The sequence below is a fragment of the Magnetospirillum aberrantis SpK genome (assembly GCF_011022235.1).
GTDB lineage: Bacteria > Pseudomonadota > Alphaproteobacteria > Rhodospirillales > Magnetospirillaceae > Magnetospirillum > Magnetospirillum aberrantis.
On sequence record NZ_JAAIYP010000039.1, the window covers coordinates 244,894 to 267,535 of the forward strand.

The 22,642-nt window shown below is 64.7% G+C and carries 25 protein-coding genes; 10 read left to right on the forward strand and 15 right to left on the reverse strand.

What is annotated here, in order from left to right:
- Positions 1-38 precede the first annotated feature (38 nt).
- On the reverse strand, positions 39-1,697 hold the full coding sequence (locus G4223_RS14175; protein WP_163681039.1) for a hypothetical protein: 1,659 nt from the start codon (positions 1,695-1,697) through the stop codon (positions 39-41).
- A 257-nt stretch (positions 1,698-1,954) separates the two neighbouring features.
- Between G4223_RS14175 and G4223_RS14180 the strand changes: the two genes are divergently transcribed.
- Positions 1,955-2,149, forward strand: coding sequence for a hypothetical protein (locus G4223_RS14180; RefSeq protein ID WP_163681041.1), 195 nt, complete (start codon positions 1,955-1,957; stop codon positions 2,147-2,149).
- Between the two features lie 30 nt (positions 2,150-2,179).
- Here the strand turns inward: G4223_RS14180 and G4223_RS14185 are convergent, their stop codons facing one another.
- Positions 2,180-3,562, reverse strand: coding sequence for an MATE family efflux transporter (locus G4223_RS14185; RefSeq protein ID WP_205762518.1), 1,383 nt, complete (start codon positions 3,560-3,562; stop codon positions 2,180-2,182).
- Positions 3,563-3,679: 117 nt separating this feature from the next.
- Here G4223_RS14185 and G4223_RS14190 point away from each other — a divergent pair, with 117 nt between their 5' ends.
- Positions 3,680-4,123 (forward strand): response regulator, encoded by a 444-nt coding sequence (locus tag G4223_RS14190; protein WP_163681044.1) that lies wholly within the window; start codon positions 3,680-3,682, stop codon positions 4,121-4,123.
- Between the two features lie 117 nt (positions 4,124-4,240).
- On the opposite strand, the gene G4223_RS14195 is transcribed toward G4223_RS14190, so the two are convergent.
- The 6 genes from G4223_RS14195 to rpmI form a co-directional block, all read right to left on the reverse strand.
- Complete coding sequence (locus tag G4223_RS14195) at positions 4,241-4,990, reverse strand: substrate-binding periplasmic protein (protein WP_163681047.1); 750 nt, start codon at positions 4,988-4,990, stop codon at positions 4,241-4,243.
- 398 nt (positions 4,991-5,388) lie between these two features.
- Positions 5,389-5,979, reverse strand: coding sequence for a histidine phosphatase family protein (locus G4223_RS14200; protein WP_163681049.1), 591 nt, complete (start codon positions 5,977-5,979; stop codon positions 5,389-5,391).
- Positions 5,980-6,041: 62 nt separating this feature from the next.
- On the reverse strand, positions 6,042-8,438 hold the full coding sequence (gene pheT, locus G4223_RS14205) for a phenylalanine--tRNA ligase subunit beta (protein ID WP_163681052.1): 2,397 nt from the start codon (positions 8,436-8,438) through the stop codon (positions 6,042-6,044).
- Complete coding sequence (pheS, locus tag G4223_RS14210; RefSeq protein WP_163681056.1) at positions 8,435-9,511, reverse strand: phenylalanine--tRNA ligase subunit alpha; 1,077 nt, start codon at positions 9,509-9,511, stop codon at positions 8,435-8,437. The genes pheT and pheS overlap by 4 nt, the downstream gene beginning before the upstream one ends.
- 95 nt (positions 9,512-9,606) lie before the next feature.
- On the reverse strand, positions 9,607-9,963 hold the full coding sequence (gene rplT / locus G4223_RS14215) for a 50S ribosomal protein L20 (protein WP_163681059.1): 357 nt from the start codon (positions 9,961-9,963) through the stop codon (positions 9,607-9,609).
- Complete coding sequence (rpmI, locus tag G4223_RS14220; protein ID WP_163681062.1) at positions 9,963-10,169, reverse strand: 50S ribosomal protein L35; 207 nt, start codon at positions 10,167-10,169, stop codon at positions 9,963-9,965. The genes rplT and rpmI overlap by 1 nt, the downstream gene beginning before the upstream one ends.
- Positions 10,170-10,392: 223 nt before the next feature.
- On the opposite strand from rpmI, the gene G4223_RS14225 reads away from it, so the two are divergent.
- The 3 genes from G4223_RS14225 (at position 10,393) to G4223_RS14235 (ending at position 13,756) form a co-directional block, all read left to right on the forward strand.
- On the forward strand, positions 10,393-12,090 hold the full coding sequence (locus G4223_RS14225) for an EAL domain-containing protein (protein WP_163681065.1): 1,698 nt from the start codon (positions 10,393-10,395) through the stop codon (positions 12,088-12,090).
- A 39-nt stretch (positions 12,091-12,129) separates the two neighbouring features.
- Positions 12,130-13,044 (forward strand): 4-hydroxybenzoate octaprenyltransferase, encoded by a 915-nt coding sequence (ubiA, locus tag G4223_RS14230; protein WP_163681068.1) that lies wholly within the window; start codon positions 12,130-12,132, stop codon positions 13,042-13,044.
- 64 nt (positions 13,045-13,108) lie between these two features.
- Positions 13,109-13,756, forward strand: coding sequence for a class I SAM-dependent methyltransferase (locus G4223_RS14235; RefSeq protein WP_163681070.1), 648 nt, complete (start codon positions 13,109-13,111; stop codon positions 13,754-13,756).
- A gap of 11 nt (positions 13,757-13,767) precedes the next feature.
- Here G4223_RS14235 and G4223_RS14240 read toward each other — a convergent pair whose 3' ends face one another.
- On the reverse strand, positions 13,768-14,103 hold the full coding sequence (locus tag G4223_RS14240; RefSeq protein WP_163681072.1) for a zinc ribbon domain-containing protein YjdM: 336 nt from the start codon (positions 14,101-14,103) through the stop codon (positions 13,768-13,770).
- A gap of 128 nt (positions 14,104-14,231) precedes the next feature.
- Here G4223_RS14240 and gloB point away from each other — a divergent pair, with 128 nt between their 5' ends.
- Complete coding sequence (gloB, locus tag G4223_RS14245; RefSeq protein WP_163681074.1) at positions 14,232-15,005, forward strand: hydroxyacylglutathione hydrolase; 774 nt, start codon at positions 14,232-14,234, stop codon at positions 15,003-15,005.
- A 9-nt stretch (positions 15,006-15,014) separates the two neighbouring features.
- On the opposite strand, the gene mtnA is transcribed toward gloB, so the two are convergent.
- Positions 15,015-16,115: an S-methyl-5-thioribose-1-phosphate isomerase gene (gene mtnA / locus G4223_RS14250; RefSeq protein WP_163681077.1), complete on the reverse strand. Its 1,101-nt coding sequence runs from the start codon at positions 16,113-16,115 to the stop codon at positions 15,015-15,017.
- Positions 16,116-16,306: 191 nt separating this feature from the next.
- On the opposite strand from mtnA, the gene G4223_RS14255 reads away from it, so the two are divergent.
- On the forward strand, positions 16,307-16,486 hold the full coding sequence (locus G4223_RS14255) for a hypothetical protein (protein ID WP_163681079.1): 180 nt from the start codon (positions 16,307-16,309) through the stop codon (positions 16,484-16,486).
- A gap of 9 nt (positions 16,487-16,495) precedes the next feature.
- Here the strand turns inward: G4223_RS14255 and G4223_RS14260 are convergent, their stop codons facing one another.
- From G4223_RS14260 to petA, 4 genes are all read right to left on the reverse strand, one after another.
- Positions 16,496-17,371 carry an S-methyl-5'-thioadenosine phosphorylase gene (locus G4223_RS14260; protein ID WP_163681083.1) on the reverse strand — a complete coding sequence of 292 codons (876 nt, stop codon included), beginning with the start codon at positions 17,369-17,371 and terminating at the stop codon, positions 16,496-16,498.
- A 121-nt stretch (positions 17,372-17,492) separates the two neighbouring features.
- The gene (locus tag G4223_RS14265; protein ID WP_163681086.1) at positions 17,493-18,260 is read right to left on the reverse strand and encodes a cytochrome c1; all 768 of its coding nucleotides are present in this window, start codon (positions 18,258-18,260) and stop codon (positions 17,493-17,495) included.
- Positions 18,260-19,498, reverse strand: a complete 1,239-nt coding sequence (locus G4223_RS14270; protein ID WP_163681089.1) for a cytochrome b — start codon at positions 19,496-19,498, stop codon at positions 18,260-18,262. Before G4223_RS14270 ends, G4223_RS14265 begins: the two co-directional genes overlap by 1 nt.
- Before the next feature lie 9 nt (positions 19,499-19,507).
- Positions 19,508-20,062 carry a ubiquinol-cytochrome c reductase iron-sulfur subunit gene (gene petA, locus G4223_RS14275; RefSeq protein ID WP_163681091.1) on the reverse strand — a complete coding sequence of 185 codons (555 nt, stop codon included), beginning with the start codon at positions 20,060-20,062 and terminating at the stop codon, positions 19,508-19,510.
- Positions 20,063-20,222: 160 nt separating this feature from the next.
- Here petA and G4223_RS14280 point away from each other — a divergent pair, with 160 nt between their 5' ends.
- Genes G4223_RS14280 through G4223_RS14290 form a run of 3 tightly spaced genes read left to right on the forward strand, consistent with a single transcriptional unit; the run spans position 20,223 to position 21,806 of the window.
- A complete protein-coding gene (locus G4223_RS14280; protein ID WP_163681094.1) occupies positions 20,223-20,702 on the forward strand; it encodes a tRNA (cytidine(34)-2'-O)-methyltransferase in 480 nt (159 codons plus the stop codon).
- Positions 20,699-21,403 carry a class I SAM-dependent methyltransferase gene (locus tag G4223_RS14285; protein ID WP_163681097.1) on the forward strand — a complete coding sequence of 235 codons (705 nt, stop codon included), beginning with the start codon at positions 20,699-20,701 and terminating at the stop codon, positions 21,401-21,403. Before G4223_RS14280 ends, G4223_RS14285 begins: the two co-directional genes overlap by 4 nt.
- A 40-nt stretch (positions 21,404-21,443) precedes the next feature.
- Positions 21,444-21,806, forward strand: coding sequence for a rhodanese-like domain-containing protein (locus G4223_RS14290; protein ID WP_163681100.1), 363 nt, complete (start codon positions 21,444-21,446; stop codon positions 21,804-21,806).
- A 24-nt stretch (positions 21,807-21,830) separates the two neighbouring features.
- Here G4223_RS14290 and G4223_RS14295 read toward each other — a convergent pair whose 3' ends face one another.
- Complete coding sequence (locus G4223_RS14295; protein WP_163681103.1) at positions 21,831-22,568, reverse strand: substrate-binding periplasmic protein; 738 nt, start codon at positions 22,566-22,568, stop codon at positions 21,831-21,833.
- Positions 22,569-22,642: the final 74 nt, after the last annotated feature.

The following is a 22,642-nucleotide window of genomic DNA, read 5'->3' on the forward strand; positions in this document are numbered from 1 at the left end:
CCCCTCGCCGAGCGCAGCCTATATCAGACGACTTCTGATTACAATTCGCGGCCCTTGACACCCGACACCTCCTTCGCCGGACGACTGAACCCGAATTTCCACGCCCGCGCGAAAACCGCCAGCTTAAGCCGCAACGGCAAGCGTTCGTCCGACAGCATTTCCAGCATGTCGGACAACCGCTTGGAGATCATCAGGGTGTAAAGGGTCAACAGAGTGGTTCCGGCAAAAGCCAACAGGAACCACACCACCCGTTCGGGCAAGGGATCGTCGGCCGCCGCCAGCAGGTTCATGCCCAAAAAGCCGGTGGTCACCGTGGCGATCAGCCCGAAGGTGGTGACCACCGTCAGCCGGACCACGGTGTTGGCCTGACGGCGCAAACCGTCGCTGTCCAGGTATTGCGCCATGTCCTGCACCTCGCGGCGCAGGGTATCGTAAAGCGGATCGGTCCCCAGATGCCCCCGCCACAACCCGAACAGCGCCTTGGCCGGAGCCTGGATCGACACCTCGTGGAACCAGCAACGATGGGTGAAGCGCAGGAAGGTTTCGAAGGTGGTGCGAATGGTGCGCTTGAACGCCTTGACGCTGTCGGCGTCGCGGATGTCCAACCGGCTGACCGCGCCGCCCAGACGGTCGCCAAACATCAGAAGGGCCGCCTTGTGGAAATGGGCGATCAAGCCGACCAGGAAATATTGGTGGCGGAACTGGGCCAACAGCCCGCTTTCCGAATCGGTGACGAAGCGCCGTCCGACCTCGCCCACCATGACGAAGGCATGGCCGGAACACAGCAACCGGGTGTTCGCGACCTCGGGATCGCCGGTATTCCAGTAGCGGTCGTAACAAAACTCATGTTCGAACCGGCGTAGCGAGGTCGCCGAGAACGGCAAGCGGTCGGACGGCCCCGAGCGGGTGGCCAGGGCCAGACGCACGAAATCGCCCCGCGACAGCCGGCCGGGATCGTCCACCGCCAGAAACGACATCACCGGCATGCGGTCGTATTCCAACTGGCGGAACCGCAATGCCCCCGCGCGCTTGCCGGCATGGTGGACCAGGGGCGCCAACAGGTATTCCCAATCGGCGGAAATAGCCGCCGCCCGCTCTTGGCCGACGAAATCCAGATACCTGCTCCGGTCGGTGTAATCGGCTTGCGTCAGCACCATTCCGGCGGCATCCAACCACTCGACCGAAGCCGGGCAATGACTGCCCGAACCGTCCTCGTCCCAACTGGCGGGATAAGACCGTCCGAACCGGAACAGGATTTCCTGAACCACCGCCAAATCCAGATCATCGGCGAACACCTCGGCGGTCAGGATCACCACGTCGATGTCGTGAAAGAAATAGAGGTCTATATGAGCGACCGTCAGCTCGATCGGCGCCGCCCCCTGTTTCAAGCCCAGCCGCACGCGGGCGACGTCGCCACGGCGGAACACCCGGACAGAGGCGTCGTCCCCCCGCCCCTCGCCGTATAGAAAACGCTGCACCGCCGGCAGGAAGGTGACGAACTCGCCGTAATGACGCGGCCGCAAACCATCGGCGGCACCGAACTCGTCCTCGACCGGCACCCAAGGGCTGTCGGTGTCGCCAAGCCGTTCCCAATGGCGCAGAACCTGTCGGCCGTCGGCGGCCGGCATCAACTGCAACGGCCACAACAGGATGTGGCGGAAATGGCGGACGACGACGGGTTCCGTCGGCTGGGGCATGGCGGTCCTCCCGACCGGTTTTCCAATCATTGTCCGCCGCCACGGATGTCGCCGGAAGAGGAAATCGCCGCGCCTTGCATCGCGATGCCCGAAAGGGGCGCCCCACCTCAGAGTCGAGGCCCCTCGCGATAAAGGCCGTTGCCGTTCGTTGCGCGACCGTTCACGGGCTGTTTGAGACTTGGAAGCGTAACAAAGCCCATAGTGCGACCTGGGGGCGGACCGCCGAAGGCGGCCGGGATGAGCGGATTTCGAAAGCCATGACGATTGCCACGCGCGTTTGCGCGACCTGCGTGTTTTGGATACCCCGCGACAGCGACGGTGCGCCGGTTCGCGGTCGTTGCCGGGCCCGGCTGCTGGACGCCCCCGACCCCCGTCTGGCGATGATGACCCAGGCGGATTTCGTCTGTCCGCAATGGTGCGGGAAAAATCCGGGGCGAGACGCGGCCGAATGAAGCCGCGCCAAGTCCTGCCCACACCAGGGGTCAAGTGGAACGGACGTTAACCAGGCCCAAGCGTTCACGCATGCTCCAACGCCCCACCATCAGACTGGCGACGATGCCCAACCCGACCGCCAGGGCGACCCAGATGCCCACGCCGCCCAGCCCGGCCCAGAACGCCAACGCGGCCCCCAGCGGAATGCCGATCAACCAGTAGCCGAAACCGGCGAACAGCATGGGCACCTTGGTGTCCTTGAGGCCGCGCAACGCACCGGAACCGACCACCTGGGCCCCGTCCACCACTTGGAACAGCCCGGCCACCGCCAAAAAGCCGACCGCCAACTGCGTCGCCGCCACGGAATCGGCACGGCCGGCATCCAGGAACAGGCCGGCGATGACGCCGCCCCCGGTCAACAGGACGATGGCGGTGCATCCCATGAAACCCACTCCCAAGGTCAGCGCCATCCAGCCAGCCAGGCGCACGCCGACCGGGTCGCACGCCCCCGCCGCCAGTCCCACCCGCACGGTCGCCGCCTGGGACAGCCCCAACGGCACCATGAAGGTGATCGACGCCACCTGAAGCGCGATGGCATGCGCCGCCAAGGCATCGGCCGAGATCAATCCCATCAGCAGGGCCGCCACGTTGAAGCCGGTAACCTCGAACCCCATGGCCAGGGCCATGGGCACGCCGACTCGGACCAGTTCGCGGAACTTGGCCCAATCGGCCCGCCACCAATGGCCCAGGACATGGAACCGGCGGAAATGACGGTCCCAATACAAAAAGACGAACAGCGCCAATGCCATGAACGAAAACGACAAGGTCGACGACACCCCGGCCCCGACCACCCCCATACGCGGAAATCCCCAATGGCCGAACATCAACAGCCAGTTGGAGCCCACATGCACCACCACCGCCACCCAGGTGACGACCATGCCGGCGCGCGGGCGTTCCTTGGCTGCCAGCAAAGAGCGCAGCACGATCACCCACAGCCCCGGCAACAGACTCCATTGCAGGGCCCGCATGTAGGCACCGGCGGCATGAGCCAGATCGGGTTCCTGTCCCAACAACAGCAAAAGCGGTTCGGCATGCCACAGCAGAACCCAGCACGGCACCACATAGGCCACCGCCAGCCACAAGCCCTGACGGGTCAGCCGCCGGCATTCCCGTACGCTGTGGCGGGCACGTCCCAATGTCTGCGCCAAAAGCGGGGACGTGGCCAGCGTCAGGCCCATGCCGGGAATGAAGAAGGCGAAGAACAGGTTGGTTCCCAAGGCGCCGGCCGCAAGCTCGTGCGGCCCAAGCCACCCCATCATCAAGGTGTCGGTGGTGCCAATGGCGATCTGGGCCAAATTGGTCAAAATCAGCGGCCAGCCAAGCGACAGCATCGCCATCGCCTCGGCCCGCCAAGGTATGAGACGTGCGGACATCTGGGGCTTATACACTTATGACAACCCGCCTTCCACCAATGGTCCATGGACTTGACCCGTCCACCTGTCGTACCACTATGGGCGGTATTATGGATTCGCAGGCTAAGGGTATCAGGTATGAGCAGCAACGGCGCGATCGTCATCTTGATGGCTGACGACGACCCGGCCGACGTCCGGCTGACCCAAAAAGCGCTTGAGGAATGTCACCTCAAGAACGATTTCCGCAACGTGTCGGACGGCCAGGAATTGCTGGACTACCTGAACCGCCGCGGGCGTTTCGCCGACCCTGCCTCCTCGCCCCGGCCCGGCTTGATCCTGCTGGACCTCAACATGCCCGGCATGGACGGCCGCACCGCGCTCAGCCACATCAAGGCCGATCCCGACCTGCGCCGTATCCCGGTGGTCATCCTGACCACCAGCAAGGCCGAGGAAGACATCGCCCGCTCCTACGACCTGGGCGCCAATTCCTTCGTCAGCAAGCCGGTGACCTTCGACGGGCTGGTCGACGTGGTGCGCACCCTCGACACCTATTGGTTCCAACTGGTGGCGTTGCCGCGTTAGGCCACGGCCTCATCGAGCGCCCGAGTGGTAGGCCGATGACGCGCCAGATCGCCGATGCATCACTCACCTGAGCAGGCCGTATGTGCATGCCCGTTACGCCAGGGATGAGACCCGCCTCTAGTTCACGCCCTTTTCCGCGCCATGACGCAGCTTGATGCCCTCGATCAGTTCCCGGTTGGCGGCCATCCATTCGTCGAATTGGGCCACCATTTCGGGATGGTTGAGGCTGGACAGCCGATAGAAATCGCGGGAATGGGGAAGCGCCGGGTCGAACACCAGCGCGCCAGGAGCCTTCAACTCGCCCTCAAGGGTATGGTAGGCCACGGCGACCGAAGCGTAGGCGCCATCCATCCGCCCCATCATCACCTGGCGCAACAACAGGTCGATCCGCGGGTTTTCCTTGACCACCAATTGCCCGGAACGAATCCGGTCGAGCCACGCGAACGGGGTGAAGCCGGAAACGGTCCCCAACGTGCGAACCGCATCGGCCCCCCCGCCAAAGCGATCGGGCAACACCATCACCCCGTCCACATAGGCGATCACCGGTTGTGAATAGCGAACCGGCTGGCCCTGCTTGACGTCGCCAGCCCATTGGGGGTTGTCGGGAAACTTAAGGTCGATGCCACCGGACAGAAGCTCCGCGTACAGCCGCTTGATGGGTAGCGGCCGGAACGTCAGGGTGTAACCATGGGCCTGAGCGAACGCATCCAGGATGTCGCGGGCCGCCCCGACATATTCACCATCACGCACAGCGTAGCTGGGGAAATAGTCCAGTTCCTCGACCCCGACCACGAAGGTACGCGGCTTCGCCAGCGCCGCCGACGTCGCCACGCCCCCCATGACCAACGCGATCAAGACCGTCCGCATCAAAACCATTCGCATTCCCCAAACGCATGCCCGGCACATGCTCACACCATTCTGGACCTGGCGCAACACACACCCGTCAAGAATGATAGGCCATGCTTAGAAACAACCACACGATTACGACCATTAATTGGTGCGACATCATATGAAGAACAACGGTAAGACACACGCCTAGAAACAAAAAAATATTCGGCAAATCCTTTCCGACACATGACTATCAAACAAGTCCGCACCGAGGAGTCTAGAAAGCCCCCTCTGTCAGTCATGGCTGCCGCCCATTCATATATGCAACGCGCATGTATGAACCTGGAATTATTATAGAATAATTTCGACAAAACGGGAGCGTCAGAGCCCTGCGTTTCAACACCGGGTCTCATGCACCAACGCCAGAGCTTGACCGCTCAGCCGCAGGAAATCCGCTCGATGTGACCGGGACGCAACCGGAAGATGGCGTCTTGCGGCGATTCTCCCGCCGACAGGGCTTGGTCGGGATCGATCCCCATGTGCAGCCCGCGCAACACGCGGCCGGCGACACCGTGGCTGACCACCACCATCTTTTCAGCGTTGCCGCGTTCCGACAGCCAAGAGCCCAGGCGTTGAGCGAAATGTTCGTAGCTCTCGCCACCGGGACAGCGGAAAAACCATGACCGGGTTCCCTCTCCGTTCAGATCCTCGGCCGGCATTTCCGATTTAAGCCGCCCCATCCAATGCCCGGTCGAGATTTCCTTGATCCGCCCCTCGCTTTCCAAGGCGGCAAAATCCATCCCCGCCACCTCGGACAGGATCGAGGCGGTTTGCAGGCAACGCGGCAACGGGCTGGACACCAGCCGCCAATTGGCCAAGTCGTCGCCCAGCATGGCCTTGATGGTCCGGCCATAGGCCTTGGCCTGTTCGATACCCCTGAGTGTCAGGGGCGAATCGCCATGGCCCTGGATGCGTTTCTGGCGGTTCCATTGGGTTTCGCCGTGACGCAGCAAAATGATGTCGAACATGGATAGGGAACTCCCCCTCCCCGGCCCCCTCCCGGTCAAGCCGGAAGGGGGAGGAGTGGAAACTACGACCGCAAGACGCCGCCGGTGGCCTTGACCACCGCGTCCACGATCTTCTTGCCCACCGTTTCGATCTCCTCGTCGGTGAGGGTCTTCTCGGTGGGTTGAAGGGTGACGGTGACGGCCAGCGACTTCTTGCCCTCGCCGACGTTCGGCCCTTCGTACAGATCGAACACCGCGACATCGGCGACCAACGCCTTGTCGGCATTCTTGGCGGCACGCGCCACCGCGTCGGCCGACACCGTGGCATCCAGCACGAAGGCGAAGTCGCGCTCCAGCGGCTGGAACGGCGACAGCTTCAGCGCCGGCTTGGCCTTGGTGGCCTTGGCCTTCTGTGGCGGCAGAGCCTCCAGGAACAGTTCGAACGCCACCACCGGCCCCTTGACGTCCAAAGCGGCCAGAGTCGCCGGATGCAACTCACCAAAAGCCGCCACCGGTTTGTTGCCCAGCTTGAGCGTGCCCGAGCGGCCGGGGTGATACCAGCCGGGACCGCCGGCCGTCACTTGGAACGAATCCGGGTTGCCCCCGGCCGCCGCGATGGCGGCCAGAAGATCGGCCTTGGCGTCGAACAGATCCACCGGCCGGGTCTTTTCCGACCAATGGCGCGGCACGGCGCGGCCCGAGCGGATGCCGGCGGCCACGGCGCGCTGTTGCCCGGGTTCGGGACCATCGAATTGCGGCCCGATCTCGAACAGACAGACATCCTTGAAACCACGGTCGGCGTTCCGCCCGGCGGCGGCTACCAGATTGGGCAGCACACTGGGACGCATGCAGTCCAGATCGGACGAGATCGGATTGGCCAGATGCATTTCCGGCGCACCGCCGCCGAACAGCTTGGCCTGGGCCGAGGGCAGGAACGACCACGTCACCGTTTCCACCAGACCGCGCGCCGCCAGTTGACGGCGCACCCATGACGCCCGCCGCTGGCCCGGCGTCAACAGCGGCTTGGGCATGCTGGGGCGCGGCAGCGGCACCGACGGCAACTGGTCGTAGCCGTTGATGCGGATGACCTCTTCCACCAGATCGTGCTCGGCGCCGATATCGCCGCGCCACGACGGCGGCACCACCAGCAAACCGTCCGCATGCTCGGACACCACACAGCCCAGACCGCGCAGGATGTCTTCCTGCTTGGCCTTGCTCACCTTGACACCGCCCAATTCGGCGACGCGCTCGGGGCGCAGCACCACCGAACTCCGCCAATCCGGCTCCTCACCGGCGACGATCAGTTCGGACGCCTCGCCGCCGCACAATTCCAGGATCATCCGGGTGGCGATTTCCGCCGCCGGCACGACGAAGGCCGGATCGACGCCGCGTTCGAAACGGAAACGGGCATCCGACAGGACGTCCAGCTTGCGCCCGGTGGTGGCGGTGCGGATGGGGTCGAAATAGGCGACCTCGAGGAAGACGTCGGTGGTCGTCTCGGTACAGCCGGAATGTTCGCCGCCCATGATGCCGGCGATGGCTTCGGCCCCGGCCTCGTCGGCGATGACCGTCATCTCGGGCGAAAGAGTGTATTCCTTGCCGTTCAGCGCCAGCAAGGTCTCGCCGTCACGCGCCAGCCGGGCGCGGATGTCGCCCTTGACCTTGCCCGCGTCGAACACATGCAGCGGCCGGGCGTGGTCGTAGGTGACGTAGTTGGTGATATCGACCAGGGCCGAAATGGGCCTGAGACCGATGGCTGTCAGCCGGTCCTTCAGCCATTGCGGCGATTCGCCGTTCCTGACGCCCTTGATCAGACGCCCGGCGAAATACGGGCAGGCCGAGGCGTTTTCCGGCGTGAACTCCAGCTTGACGCCGATCGGGCTCTTGAAGCTGCCCGGCACCGGATCGCTGTTCAGCGGCTTGAGGGTGCCCAGGCCCGACGCGGCAAGATCGCGCGCCACGCCGCGCACGCCCAGACAATCGGCGCGGTTGGGGGTGATGGAAATCTCGATCATCGGATCGAAGCTCATCACGTCCACCAGACGGGCGCCGACGGCCAAGCCTTGGTCCAGTTCGGCGATGCCGTCATGGTCCTCGCCCAGCTTCAGTTCGCGCCACGAGCACATCATGCCCTGGCTTTCGACACCACGCACCTTGCCCTTCTTCAGGGCTTCGCCGGTGACCGGGATGTAGGTGCCGGGTTGGGCCAGGATCACCTTGATGCCGGCCCGCGCGTTGGGGGCGCCGCAAACCACCTGGATCGTCGCGGTCCCGGTGTTGACCTTGCACACCCGCAGACGGTCGGCGTCGGGATGCTTTTCGGCCTCCAGGATTTCGGCGACGACAAAGCCGCCCAGATCCTTGGCCGGGTCCTCGACGCCCTCGACCTCGAGGCCGAGCATGGTCAGCCGCGCCTCGATCTCGGCGAGGGATGCGTCGGTCTCAAGGTGATCCTTGAGCCACGAGAGAGTGAACTTCATCGGGTCAGCCCTCCGGACAGGGTCGGCACGTCAAGCGGCACGAAGCCGTAATGCTTGAGCCAGCGCAAATCGGAATCGAAAAAGGTGCGCAGATCGGGAATGCCGTATTTCAGCATCGCCATGCGCTCGACGCCCATGCCGAAGGCGAAGCCCTGGTACTCGTCGGGATCCAAGCCGCAGGCGCGCAGCACATTGGGATGCACCATGCCCGAGCCGCCGATTTCCAGCCAGCTGGCGCCCTTGCCGATACGCAGTTCGCCGCCCTCGCGCGAGCAGCCGATATCCACTTCCGCCGAGGGCTCGGTGAAGGGGAAGAAGCTGGGGCGGAAACGCACCGGAACCTCGTCCACCTCGAAGAAGGTGGTGACGAATTCCATCAGGGTGCCCTTGAGGTGGCCCATGTGGGTGGTCTTGTCGATGACCAGCCCCTCGATCTGATGGAACATCGGGGTATGGGTCATGTCCGAATCGCAGCGATAGGTGCGGCCCGGCGCGATGATGCGGATCGGCGGCTTGTTGGCCAGCATGGTGCGGATCTGCACCGGGCTGGTGTGGGTGCGCAGCAGATGGCGCGAACCATCGTCCTTCTCGCCGAAATAGAACGTGTCGTGCATCTGGCGGGCGGGGTGCTCGGCCGGGATGTTCAACGCAGTGAAATTATGGAAATCGTCCTCGATATCCGGGCCTTCCGCCACCTCGAAGCCCATCTGGGCGAAAATGGCGACCATCTCGTCCATCACCTGGGCGATGGGATGGATGCGGCCCTGGCTTTCGGGGCGCACCGGCAAGGTCACGTCCACCCGTTCGCGCGCCAGCTTCTCCTCCAACGCCTTGGCCTCGAGCGCCGCCTTGGCGGTGGCGATGGCCTCGGCCACCTGGTCCTTGACGGCGTTGAGCTGGGCACCGGCGGTCTTGCGCTCGTCCGGGCTCATCTTGCCCAACGACGCCATCAGCGCCGACACGCTGCCCTTCTTGCCCAGGGTCGCCACGCGGGCGGCTTCCAGCGCCTCGAGGCTTTGCGCCTGGGCGACCTGGGCCAGAGCCTCGGCGCGGATGTTATCGAGTTGATCCATGACTTCGATCCCCTATGGACGCGAAAAGGGGCCGCCCTGACGGGCGACCCCTCCACGTAATTTCCCTCTCCCCGTCGCCGGGGATCGGACAAGCCTTACTGGAGGGCCGCCTGGGCCTTCTCAACCAGCGACTTGAAGGCTTCCGGCTCGCGGGCGGCGATGTCCGCCAGGACCTTGCGGTCGAGCGCGATGTTGGCCTTCTTCAGACCGTCCATAAAGCGGGAATAGGGCATGCCGTACTGACGGGTGCCGGCGTTGATACGCTGGATCCACAGGGCGCGGAAATTGCGCTTCTTGGCGCGACGGTCGCGATAGGCGTAACGCAGCGCCTTCTCGACCTTCTCGATCGCAACGCGGAAGCACGAGTTGGAACGGCCGCGAAAGCCCTTGGCCAGCTTCAGAATCTTCTTGTGACGGGCGTGAGTGATAACGCCCCGCTTGACGCGCGCCATTACTTAGCTCCGTTCGGCAGGTAGTATTGCTTGACCTTTTCACCGTCAGCCTTGAACAGGATGAAGGTGCCGCGGGCCTGGCGCTTCATGTCCTGGGGCTTCGCGGAAAGGCAGTGACGCTTGTTGGCCACGTTGCCTTTGACCTTGCCGGAGGCGGTGAGCTTGAACCGCTTCTTGGCGGCGCTCTTGGTCTTCATCTTGGGCATTTTCGCTTGTCCTTACGGTGCGAGTTTAGCGATTCAGGCGCGACAAGGCATGCCACTGGCCTTTGGCCGCGCGAGGAAGGGGCGTTTATATCGATTCGCCGCCGCCATTGCAAGCTCCCGCTGCACCGCGCCGGCCTTGCCGTCGTCACCTGGCGTCACTGGCGTTCCCTGTGCGCTCGTGCGATAGTTTCCTGGGGGAAAAGAGAGGGATTCCACAAAGGGCATGAGCGCCGCCGGCGACATCAACCGTTCGCGCGACCTGTACGTCGCCTTTGCCTTTGCCGCCGCCGACCTGTTGGTCGAGGTCGAGGAGGACGGCCGCATCGGATTCGCCGTGGGCGCCGCCATGGCCCTGGCCGGCAAGCCGGCGCGGCTGTTGTCCGGCCTGCCGTTGGCCGAGTTGTTCATCCCCGAGGACGCGGAGCGCATCAGCCGCGCCCTCATCCGCATCGACCGTGGCGAGCGCGTGCGCCACATGCTGCTGCACACGCCGGGACGGGACGAGACACACCCCAGCAAACCGGTGGCGTTGTCGGGATACCGCCACCCCCAGCGCGCCCACGCCCGGCTGATCGCCCTCAGCCACGCCGCCGCGCTGGAAACTCCGGCCGAAGCGCACGACCCCATCACCGGCCTGTTGGACAAGGACGGTTTCACCGATCTGGCGCGGCGCATGCTCAGCGAATCCTCGGCGGTCGATGCCACCGACGCCTATCAGTTGACCATGCTGGAAGTGCCGCAGGTCGAAAAGGTCCGGGCCGAGGCCGGCCCCTTGGCCGCCGACGAATTCATGGCCGAACTGGGCGACCGGCTGCGTGCCTGTTCGGTGGGCGGCGACGCCGCCGGCGAATTGGGCGACAACAAATACGGCCTGATCCACGCCCCCAACGTCACCGCCGACGCCATCGAAAGCACCATCGGCGAGTTGCTGCACGCCTTCCTGCCGCCGCCGCCGCATCAGTCGGTGTTCTCGGCCTCCATGACCCTGGACGGTGCCGGGGTGTCGTCGGAAGAGGCGGCCAACGCCCTGATCTACAGCCTGAACGCCTTTTCCCGCGGCGGCTCCATGACGCTGGACGACCTGACCACCGACCTTCGCCCGCGCCTGTCGGAAACGGTGGCGCAGATGCGCGAGATCAAGACGGTGATCGACACCGGAGGATTCGAACTGGTGTTCCAGCCGGTGGTCGATCTGTGGACCGGCGTGGTGCACCATTTCGAATGTCTGGTGCGTTTCCCTGGTCGCGATTCGCCGTTCGAGACCGTGACCTTCGCCGAGAATGTCGGCATGGTCGGAGGCCTTGACCTGGCCATTCTTCGGCGCGCCATCGACTTCATGCGCTCGACCATGGGCAAGCACGACGCCTTGCGCTTCGCCGTCAACCTGTCGGGGCGGTCGCTGTCGCATATCGGCACCGCCCGGCAATTGCTGGAAATCGTGCGCGAAGCCATCGACTTGCGCGGCCGGTTGCTGTTCGAACTGACCGAATCGGCCGAGGTCGAGGACCTGCCGGCGGTCAACGGCGTGCTTCAGATGCTGCGCCGTCAGGGCTTTCCGGTGTGCCTGGACGATTTCGGCGCCGGCGCCGCCGCCTTCCACTATCTGCGCGCCCTTCAGGTGGACCACGTGAAAATCGACGGATCCTATGTGCGCGAGATTTCCGCCAATGGCGAAAGCACACCGTTCCTGCGCGCCATCGCCCAATTGTGCCGTGACCTCAAGGTCGGCACCATCGCCGAATTCGTCGAGAACACCGAAACCACCAACCTGTTGAAGCTGCTGAAGGTGCGGTTCGGCCAGGGCTACCACTTCGGCAAGCCGATCAGCCCGCGCCCCGCCGCCGACGTCGCCCTGCGCGGCTGGGCGGTGGACAACATGGAATGGCAAAACGGCTTGTTGATCTGCCGCACGGCGCTGTGACCCTGGTTTTGACGCCGGCTTTCCGCTAAAGCTTGCCCCATGAACAGCGCACCCACCCTGGACGGCGACATTCCCGTCGGCAACTGGATCGACCGCCATGTGCCGGCGGTTCTTCGCCCCTATTTGCGGCTGATGCGTCTGGACCGCCCCATCGGCACCTGGCTGTTGCTGTTCCCATGCTGGTGGAGCATCGCCCTGGCCGGCGACGGCCAACCCGACTGGCTGTTGATGGGCCTGTTCGCGGTGGGCGCGGTGGTGATGCGCGGCGCCGGCTGCACCATCAACGACATCGCCGACCACAAGTTCGACGCTCAGGTGGAACGCACCCGTGGCCGCCCGATCCCGTCGGGCGCCGTCACCCTGAAACAGGCCTGGGCCTTCCTGGTGGCGCAATTGCTGGTCGGCCTCGCCATCCTGGTGACGCTGCCCCCCGTCGCCATCGCCTTGGGGGTGGGGTCGCTGGCCCTGGTGTTCCCCTATCCGCTGATGAAGCGCATCACCTGGTGGCCGCAGGCCTGGCTGGGCCTGACCTTCAACTGGGGGGCGCTGATGGGTTGGGCGGCGGTGACCGGCGACATGGCGTTGCCACCACTGTTGTTCTATGCCGCCGGCATCCTGTGGACGCTGGGCTACGACACCATCTATGCCCACCAGGACAAGGAAGACGACGCGCTGATCGGCGTCAAGTCCACCGCGCTCAGGCTGGCCGCCGCCACGCCGCGCTGGGTGGTCGGCTTCTATGCCGGAACGCTGGTTCTGATGGCCGCCGCCGGCTGGGCCGCCGATCTTGGCCTCGCGTTTTATCCGCTGCTGGGGGTGGCCGGGTTGCAACTGGCGTGGCAGGTGGCGACCGGCGACATCGACGATTCCGCCGATTGCCTGGAAAAGTTCAAGTCGAACCGCTGGTTCGGCTGGTTGGTCCTGGGGGCCATCCTGGCCGGCAAGGTGGCGTAATCCTTTTCCCTTTTCCCGTCGGAGTTTTGCGGCCATGCTGGACATCGAACGGCTGAGAGTCCTCATGACCCAAGACCCCCGCGCCTTCATCCGCGACGTGACCGAGGTGTCGCAACCGCCGGCCTGTCCCGAGATCGACCTGTGGCTGGCGACCGAGGTGACGCCGCTGTGGGAAGCCACCGAGGCGGCGTTGCTGCGCGTCAACCTGCCCCCGCCCTATTGGGCGTTCTGTTGGGCCGGCGGCCAGGCGCTGACCCGCTATGTCCTGGACAATCCCGAACTGGTGCGCGGCAAACGGGTCCTGGATTTCGCCGCCGGATCGGGCGCGTCGGCCATCGCCGCCGCCTTGGGCGGCGCCGTCCAGGTTCTGGCCGCCGACATCGACCCCTTGGCCTGCGCCGTCATCCCCATGAACGCCGAGTTGAACGGTGTGGTGGTGGACGTGGCGGACGGCGACATCGTCGGCCAGGAATGCCGCTGGGACGTGGTGGTGGCCGGCGACGTCTGTTACGAACGCCCCATGACCGACCACATCCTGCCTTGGCTGCGCTCCCTGGCCGCCGCCGGGGCGGTGGTGCTGATGGCCGATCCCGGCCGGGCCTACCTGCCCAAGACGGGATTGCGGGAACTGGCGCGCACGACCGTACGCACCAGCCTGGAACTGGAAGACCGCGACGCCCGCGAGGTGGTGGTCTACCGCATCGAAGGATAAAAAGAAGGCGCTCAGGCCTTCTTCACGTATTCCGACTTCAGGTTCATGGCGCCGATGCCATCGATCTTGCAGGCGATGTCGTGACCATCGACCGCGTCCGCCACCAAGCGGATGTTCTTGACCTTGGTGCCACCCTTGACCACCAGCGACGAGCCCTTGACCTTGAGGTCCTTGATCACCGTGACCGAATCGCCGTCGGCCAGCACGTTGCCGTTGGCATCCTTGATCACGCCTTCGTCAGCGGCCTCGGCGGCGGTTTCGGGGTTCCATTCATGGGCGCATTCCGGGCAGACCCACAGGTTGCCGTCTTCGTAAACGTGCTCGGAATCGCATTTGGGGCACTTCATCGAATGATCCTTTGGTGATCGGAATAAAGAGCCCGAATACTAAACCGGCACCCTCTCCTTGAACAACTCCGCTTGGTCGCGCCCCTCCACCTTGTGCTAGGCTGCGCCTTCAGCAAAGAGAGGGCGCGATGACGCGGATTGTGGTCGAACAGATCGCGGTGCTGTCGGACAATTACGTCTACCTGCTGCACGAACCGGAAAGCGGCGCCACGGCTGCCGTCGATCCGGCGGTGGCCGAGCCGGTGCTGGCCGAACTGGCGCGCCGACAGTGGCGGTTGACCCACATCCTCAACACCCACCACCACGGCGACCACACCGGCGGCAACCTGGAACTCAAGCACGCCACCGGGGCGCAGGTGGTCGGCGCCCGCCGCGACGCCCAGCGCATTCCCGGCATCGACGTCGAAGTCCGCGAAGGCGACACCTTCCTGTTGGGGCACGCGGCGGCCATGGTGTTCGAGACGCCGGGCCACACCACCGGCCATATCGCCTTTTGGTTTCCCGACAGCCACGCGCTGTTTTGCGGCGACACCTTGTTTTCCCTGGGCTGCGGCCGCCTGTTCGAGGGCACGGCCGAACAGATGTGGGACTCGTTGCGCAAACTGCGCGACCTGCCGGACGACACCCGCATCTATTGCGCCCACGAATACACCGCCGCCAACGGACGGTTCGCCCGGTTGGTGGAGCGCGGCAATGCCGCCCTGCTGACCCGTGTCGAACAGGTCGCCCGGCTGCGCGGAGCCGAGCTTCCCACCGTGCCTTCCCTGATGGCCGACGAACGCGCCGCCAACCCGTTCCTGCGCGCCGACGAAGCCAGCGTCGCCCGTGCCGTCGGCATGGAGCCGGGAACCGACCCGGCCCGCGTGTTCGCCGAACTCAGGCGGCGCAAGGACGTGTTCTGACCACGCCCCTTATCCCCGTTCGGGAAACAGCTCGCTCAATCCTTCGGGGCTGGCGGCACAGACGCCGCGTTCGGTGATCAGGCCGGTGACCAGCCGCGCCGGGGTGACGTCGAAGCCCCAATTGCCGGCGGCGCTGCCATCGGGCACCACCTGGACGGTGACGATGGAACCATCCGCCGCCTTGCCGGTCATATGGGTCTGTTCGGTGGCGTCGCGTTCCTCGATGGGGATTTCCTTCACACCGTCGGCGACGCTCCAGTCGATGGTCGGGCTGGGCAGCGCCACATAGAACGGCACATTGTTGTCGGCCGCCGCCAATGCCTTGAGGTAGGTGCCGATCTTGTTGCAGACGTCACCGTTACGGGTGACGCGGTCGGTGCCGACGATGACGCAATCCACCATGCCGTGCTGCATCAGGTGGCCGCCGGTGTTGTCGGCGATCACCGTATGCGGCACGCCGTGCCAGTTCAGTTCGCGTGCGGTCAGGCTGGCGCCCTGGTTGCGCGGCCGGGTTTCGTCCACCCAGACATGAATGGGCATGCCGGCGTCGAACGCCTTGTAGATGGGAGCGATGGCGGTGCCCCAATCGACGGTGGCCAGCCAGCCGGCATTGCAATGGGTCAGCACGTTCAACCGCTCGGCCCCTTCCGCCCGGCGACGCGCCCAGATGTCGTGCAACAGGTCCAGGCCGTTGTCGCCGATGGCCGAGTTGATGGCCACATCCTCGTCGGCGATCTCGGCGGCACGGGCATAGGCGACTTCGGCCCGTTTGTCCTCGGGCACGCCGGCCAGCGCCTTGATCATCTCGTCCAACGCCCATTTCAGGTTGATGGCGGTCGGCCGGGTGGCATGCAGGATGTTGTAGGCCACGGTCAAGGCCATGTCGGAAGCGTTGGCCCGCGCCGTCAACGCCATGCCATAGGCGGCGGTGGCACCGATCAGCGGCGCGCCGCGCACCAGCATGGCCTTGATGGCGTGCGCGGCGTCGGCCAGGGTTTCCAGACGCACCGTCACCAATTCGTGCGGCAGACGGGTCTGGTCGATGATCTCGACCCCCTGACCGTCCTCGGCCAGCCAGATGGTCCGGGTGGACTTGCCGTCGATCTTCATGGCCTAACCTCGTTGGCTTTCATTTCGTTTGTCTTAAGCAAAGGGATAAGGGGGGACGCCAGCCTTCCGAACGATGCCCCGCACCGTGGAAGCTATACACCTGCACCTATACCAAGGTCGGAGAAAACGGATTTATCATCATTTCATCAAGAGCGGTCATTGGAACGCTCGCCCACCACGTCGGAAGCATCATGAGGAACCGCAAAGGAGAGGAGTGCGCCTGGCATTCCGACCCCACGGCCCATAGCAACCTGGATACGCTTCAGACCATCCTCAACTGCGCCTCGGTCCAAGGGTGCGACCGCTGTGTCAGTTGCAGCGAACAGGCGCTGGAGATGTTCCGCTCCGTCGCCCGCTCCCACCGCGCGTGAACGGCCCCCTTACTTCTTGAGCACCCGTCCGGCCACCGCGTCCAGCTTGGACACCAAGGACGCATCCCGCTTTTCGGGATGGGTGATGATGGCATGCTCAAGCGCGCTGTGGCAGCCCTTGCCGCAGGCACAATCGCGCCCCGCCACGTAAGGCACGATGGCCTTGACCAGCGCGCGGGCGCGGTCGGCGTTCTCGATCAGCACCTTGACCACCTGCTCCACCGTCACCGCGTCGTGGTCGGGATGCCAGCAATCGTAATCGGTGACCATGGCCACGGTGGCGTAGCACATCTCGGCCTCGCGGGCCAATTTGGCCTCGGGCATGTTGGTCATGCCGATGACGTCGCAGCCCCATTGGCGGTAGAGGTTGCTTTCGGCCTGGGTCGAGAATTGCGGCCCTTCCATCACCAGATAGGTGCCCCCACGCACGGCGGGAATGCCCGCGTCCTGGGCGGCCCTTTCGATGATGTCGCCCAGACGGCCACACACCGGATGGGCCATGGACACATGGGCCACCAGACCGGTTTCGAAGAAGCTTTTGACGCGGGCGAAGGTGCGGTCGATGAACTGGTCGACGATGACGAAGGTGCCGGGCGGCAATTCCTCCTTGAGCGAGCCAACCGCCGAGACCGAGACGATCTCGGTGACCCCGGCCCGCTTCATGGCGTCGATGTTGGCGCGGAAGTTCAGTTCCGATGGCGGAATGCGATGTCCCCGGCCATGGCGCGGCAGGAACACCAGTTTCTGGCCGCCCAACTCCCCGAACAGCAATTCATCGGAGGGCTCGCCGAACGGCGTTTCCACCCGGCGCCATTCCTTGTTGGTCATCCCGTCGATGTCGTAGACGCCGGAACCGCCGATGATGCCGAGTACGGGAGTGGTCATGCCTGTCGCCCCTGAGTGGAAAAGTTCGACATGGGTCGTAAAACAAAAAGGCCGCCGTCGCAAGGACGGCGGCCAATCCGACGATCTGTTTCCCGGCGCGGGCCGCCCCGGGAAAGGGCGATCAGTGCACGTTCTTCCAGATCTGACGCTTGAGGGCGTAGAGCAAGGCGGTGAACACCGCCAGGAAGACCAGAACCTTGAGGCCCATGGACTTACGCACGTCCAGTTCCGGCTCGGCCGTCCAGTTCAGGAAGGCCGAGATATCCAGCGCCATCTGTTCCGGGGTGGCGGCGGTGCCATCGGAATAGGTGACCAGATCCTCCATCAGCTGCGGCGGCATGCTGATGTTGTTGCCGGGGAAGTAGACATTGAAGAACTTGCCGTCCGGGACCAAATGGCCTTCCGGGGCTTCGTCCTTGAAGCCCAGCATCAGGCTGTAGATGTAGTTCGGACCGCCGACACGGGCCTTGGCCATCAGCGACAGGTCGGGCGGCAACGCGCCGCCGTTGGCCGCGGCGGCCGCCTGGTCGTTGGGGAACGGGCCGATGTACTTGTCCGACGGACGGCCGGCGCGCTTGCTGACGATACCTTCGTCATTGGGCACGTCGTCGATGTCACGCTCGGCAGCGATGGTCTTGATCTCATCGGCGGTCAGGCCAACCGCCTCGAGATTGCGATAGGCCACCAGACGCAAACCGTGGCAGTTCGAGCAGACCTGATGGAACAGCTCGAAGCCGCGCTTGAGCTGGGCCTTGTCGTACTGACCGAAGAAGCCGTTGAAGGAGAACTCGGGCTTCATCAGCGGCTCGCCGCCACCGCTGGCCAGAGCCGCGCCGGAAGCGCCGGTCAGACCGGCGGCGACCAGGGCCGAAAGGATGAGCTTACGCATTATGCCTTCTCCTTCAGCACGGGGGCCGAGATGCTGGCCGGCAAAGCCTTGGGCTTCTCGATCTTGCCCAAGAGCGGCATGATGATCAGGAAGTGAGCGAAATAGTAGGCGGTGGCGATCTGGCCGATGGTCACCAGCGGCTCTTCCGCCGGCTTGCCGCCGACATAGCCCAGCACCACGCAATCCACCAGGAACAGCCAGAAGAACTGGCGGTACCACGGACGGAACTTGGCCGAACGAACCTTGGACGTGTCCAGCCAGGGCAGGAAGAACAGGATGATGATGGCCGAGAACATGGCCACGACGCCCTGAAGCTTCGCCGAGATGATCCAGATGTCCTGGGTGAAGGCGCGCAGGATCGCGTAGAACGGCAGGAAGTACCATTCGGGAACGATGTGCGGCGGGGTCACCATCGGGTTGGCCGGGATGTAGTTGTCCGGCTCGCCGAAGAAGTTCGGAGCCCAGAACACGAAGGCACAGTAGAACATCAGGAACACGCCGATGCCGAACAGGTCCTTGATCGTGTAATAGGGATGGAACGGGATGGTGTCGGCCTGGGTCTTGATCTCGACGCCCAGCGGGTTGTTCGACCGCACGGTGTGCAGCGCCCAAACGTGGACGACCACCAGACCGAGAATGACGAACGGCAGCAGGTAATGCAGCGAGAAGAAGCGGTTGAGGGTCGGGTTGTCGACCGCGAAACCACCCCACAGCAAGGTGACGATCGGATCACCGACGATCGGGAAGGCCGAGAACAGGTTGGTGATCACGGTGGCGCCCCAGAAGGACATCTGGCCCCAGGGAAGCACGTAGCCCATGAACGCGGTGCCCATCATCGACAGGAAGATGATGATGCCGATCCACCACAGAACCTCGCGCGGGCTCTTGTACGAACCGTAATAAAGATTACGGAAGATGTGGATGTACACCAAGATGAAGAACATCGAGGCGCCGTTCATGTGCAGGTAGCGGATCAGCCACCCGTAATTCACATCGCGCATGATGCGTTCGACCGAGTCGAAGGCCAGCGAGGTGTGGGAGGAATAGTTCATCACCAGGAAGATACCGGTGAGGATCATCACCACCAGGATGAAGCCGGCCAGCGAACCGAAGTTCCACCAGTAGTTCAGGTTCCGGGGGGTGGGATATTCGATGCCGGAATGATGGAGCATCGAGAAGATGGGAAGCCGCTGGTCCAGCCAGCTCACCACCTTGTTATTGGTCTGAAAACCGCTCATGGCCGATCCTTACCCGATCCGGATGGTGGTGTCGGTGGTGAACGCATACTTCGGAACCGGCAGGTTCAGGGGCGCGGGCCCCTTGCGGATACGTCCCGAAGTGTCGTAGTGCGAACCGTGGCAGGGGCAGAACCAGCCGTTGAACTCGCCCTTGGGGTCGGCCGGCTTCTGGCCCAGCGGCACGCAGCCGAGATGGGTGCACACACCGATGACCACCAGCCATTCCGGCTTGGTCACACGGTCGGCGTCCTTTTGTGGATCGCGCAGGTGGGCACTGTCGTCCTGGGCGGCCTGGGCGATTTCCGCTTCCGTGCGGTAGCGCACGAAAACCGGCTTGCCCTGCCAGACGACCGTGACGGCCTGACCTGGTTGGATGGCGGCGAGATCCACATCGGTGGTGGACAGCGCCAAGGTGTCAGCGGCCGGATTCATGCTGTGCACGAACGGCCACAGAGCGGCGGCGGTCCCGACCGCGCCGACGGCGGTAGTGGCATAAAGCAGGAAATCCCGCCTAGTCTGCCCGTCCGTCGACGAGGGCTGGGCATGCGTTGCCGAATCAGCCATGACATAACCTCTTGTTGGCCCGCGGAAGCGGCCCTATTAACCACATTGGCCCGCCTGGATCAACAGGCGAGTCAAGGGCTGTTCAGCTTTCACTAATCCAGCCCCTTGATTTTTCATCAATGGCGCCCCAACGGGCCGGGCGCCGTGACCTGGAGCAAGAATGGACCGGCCGCGCCTGGCACTTTATCACCCCGACATCCCGCAAAACGCCGGGGCGCTCCTGCGGCTGGGAGCCTGTCTGGATTTCGGCCTGGACGTGATCGAACCGTGCGGCTTCCTGTGGGACGAAAAACGCATGCGCCGCGCCGGCATGGATTACGTCGCGCTGGTTCAGGTGACGCGCCACGTTTCATGGGGCGCGTTCCGCGACGACGCCACCCGTGCGGGCCGGCGGGTGGTGCTGTTGTCCACAAAGGCGTCGGAACGTTTGGACCGCTTTTCCTTTCGCGCGAACGATATCATCATGGTGGGGCGCGAAAGCGCCGGTGTCCCCGACAATGTGGCCGACGCGGCCGACGCGCGGGTCCGCATTCCGCTGGCGCCGGCGGCACGCTCGCTCAACGTGGCCATGGCCGCCGCCATGGCCATGTCGGAAGCGTTGCGCCAGTTAGGGGCCTTTCCGCCGGAGGACAGTCCATGACCGAGAGCCCTTTGGACCGCATCTACGCCGCCGAGAAGGCCCAGGCCTATGACCGGCGCATCCGCGACGCCATTCCCGGCTACGAGGCGCTGCACCAACTCTCCTGCATGGTGATCGCCGAAACCACCGGCGGCCACGGCCGGGTGCTGGTGGCCGGGGCGGGATCGGGCGCCGAGTGCGTGGCCCTGGGCCAGGCTTGCCCGGCCCTGCATGTGGTCGGCGTCGACCCGGCCGGCGACATGTTGAAACTTGCCGAGCACAAGGTCGCTGAACACTGTCTGACCGAACGGGTCCGGCTCTACCCATGCGCGGTATCCGCCCTGCCGACCTTCGAGCCGTTCGACGCGGCCACATTGTTGCTGGTACTGCATTTCCTGGCCGACGACGGCGCCAAGCTGGACCTGCTTGGCGACATCGCCCGCCACCTCAAGCCCGGCGCGCCCCTGGTGCTGGCCGACCTGTTCGGTCCCGGCTGGGACGATTCCTGGCAATCGCAACTGCGCCTTTATTGGCGCCACCTGCAAAAAGCCGCCGGCATCGGTGCCGACGCCATCGACAAGGGGTTTTCCCATGTGGACCGCGACATCCACCCCGTCACCGAAGAACGGCTCGGGCAATTGCTGGACCAAGCCGGGTTCGAGCCGCCGCGCCCGTTCTTCCGGGCATTGTGCTTCGGCGGCTGGGTGGCACGCCGTCGCTAGGTTTGCCACGCTGGTCCTGGCCGGATGGATCGCAACCGCGATGCCGGCCCAGGCCGGAACGCTGGACGCCCCCCAGGCCCAGACGTTGGAAGCACGCCATGAAATCGTCCTGGTGGACATCCGTACGCCCATGGAATGGTCGGACACCGGCATCCCGGCCGGCGCCGCCACCATTTCCTGGGGGCGACCCGACTTCGCCGAACGTCTCCTGGAATTGGCCAAAGGCAACCGGGCAGCCCCCCTGGTGCTGATCTGCCGTACCGGCAACCGTTCGAGCCGGGCGCTGGCCTATCTGGCGGAACAGGGCTTCACTGCGGTCAGCCACGTCCCCGAGGGCATGGCCGGCAGCGCCGCCGGTCCTGGCTGGCTGGCCCGCGGCCTGCCGACCAGCCAATGGCCCTGACGCCACCATGGGCGACGGCCATCGTCACTCGACCGGCCGCGCCCCCATGTCGGCGAAGATGTCCTCGAGCCGCCGCAACAGCGCGGTGGGATTGGGCGCCTTGTTGGACACCACGAAATAGGTGTCCAGCCGGGCCAGCGTCTCCACCAGGAACGCCTCGTCCTTTGCCCCCAGAACCTCGGGAGGCACATAGTCGATCAGATAGTCGCCATGGCCGCCGCTCAACATGCGGACGGCGGCCTCGCGGCTGTCGGCGTAGGACACTGCCACGCTGTTGGCGGGATCGCGGAAAAAGTCGATCCAGCCGCCATAGCCGTACCCGCGCAACACCACCACCCGCTTGCCCCGGCTGTTTTCCACCCGCCCCAACGGCGTAGTCCCCGCCCGGCGATAGGCCCGCAGATCGATCCGCGCCATGGGCAACGCACCATATTGAACCGAGGACAACAGGTCGGGATGACGGATCAGCATGGCAACCTGGACTGACCCGTCGCGCAAGGACGCCATCAGCCGGGCACCGGGATAGCAGGTCACCTGATACTCCAGCCCGGCACGCTCCAGGATGACGGAAACCAGTTCGACCGCCCGTCCCGTCGCCCGGCCGTCGCCCCCGGTATAGGTCAGGGGCGGAAACTCGACGCACCCGACCTTGACCGGTTCGGCTGCGGCCGCCGGCCACGTCAACAGCCCCAGCATCGCCACCGCGACAAAGCTGGCCAGCGACCTCCGAAGAACAGCCGTTATCGGGTAAAGACCTGACATGCGCCCATTGTGCCGAGCGGAACCGCCGTGCGCAATGGCTTCTGGCATCCCAGGCGGCTTTGGCCTAACCTTTG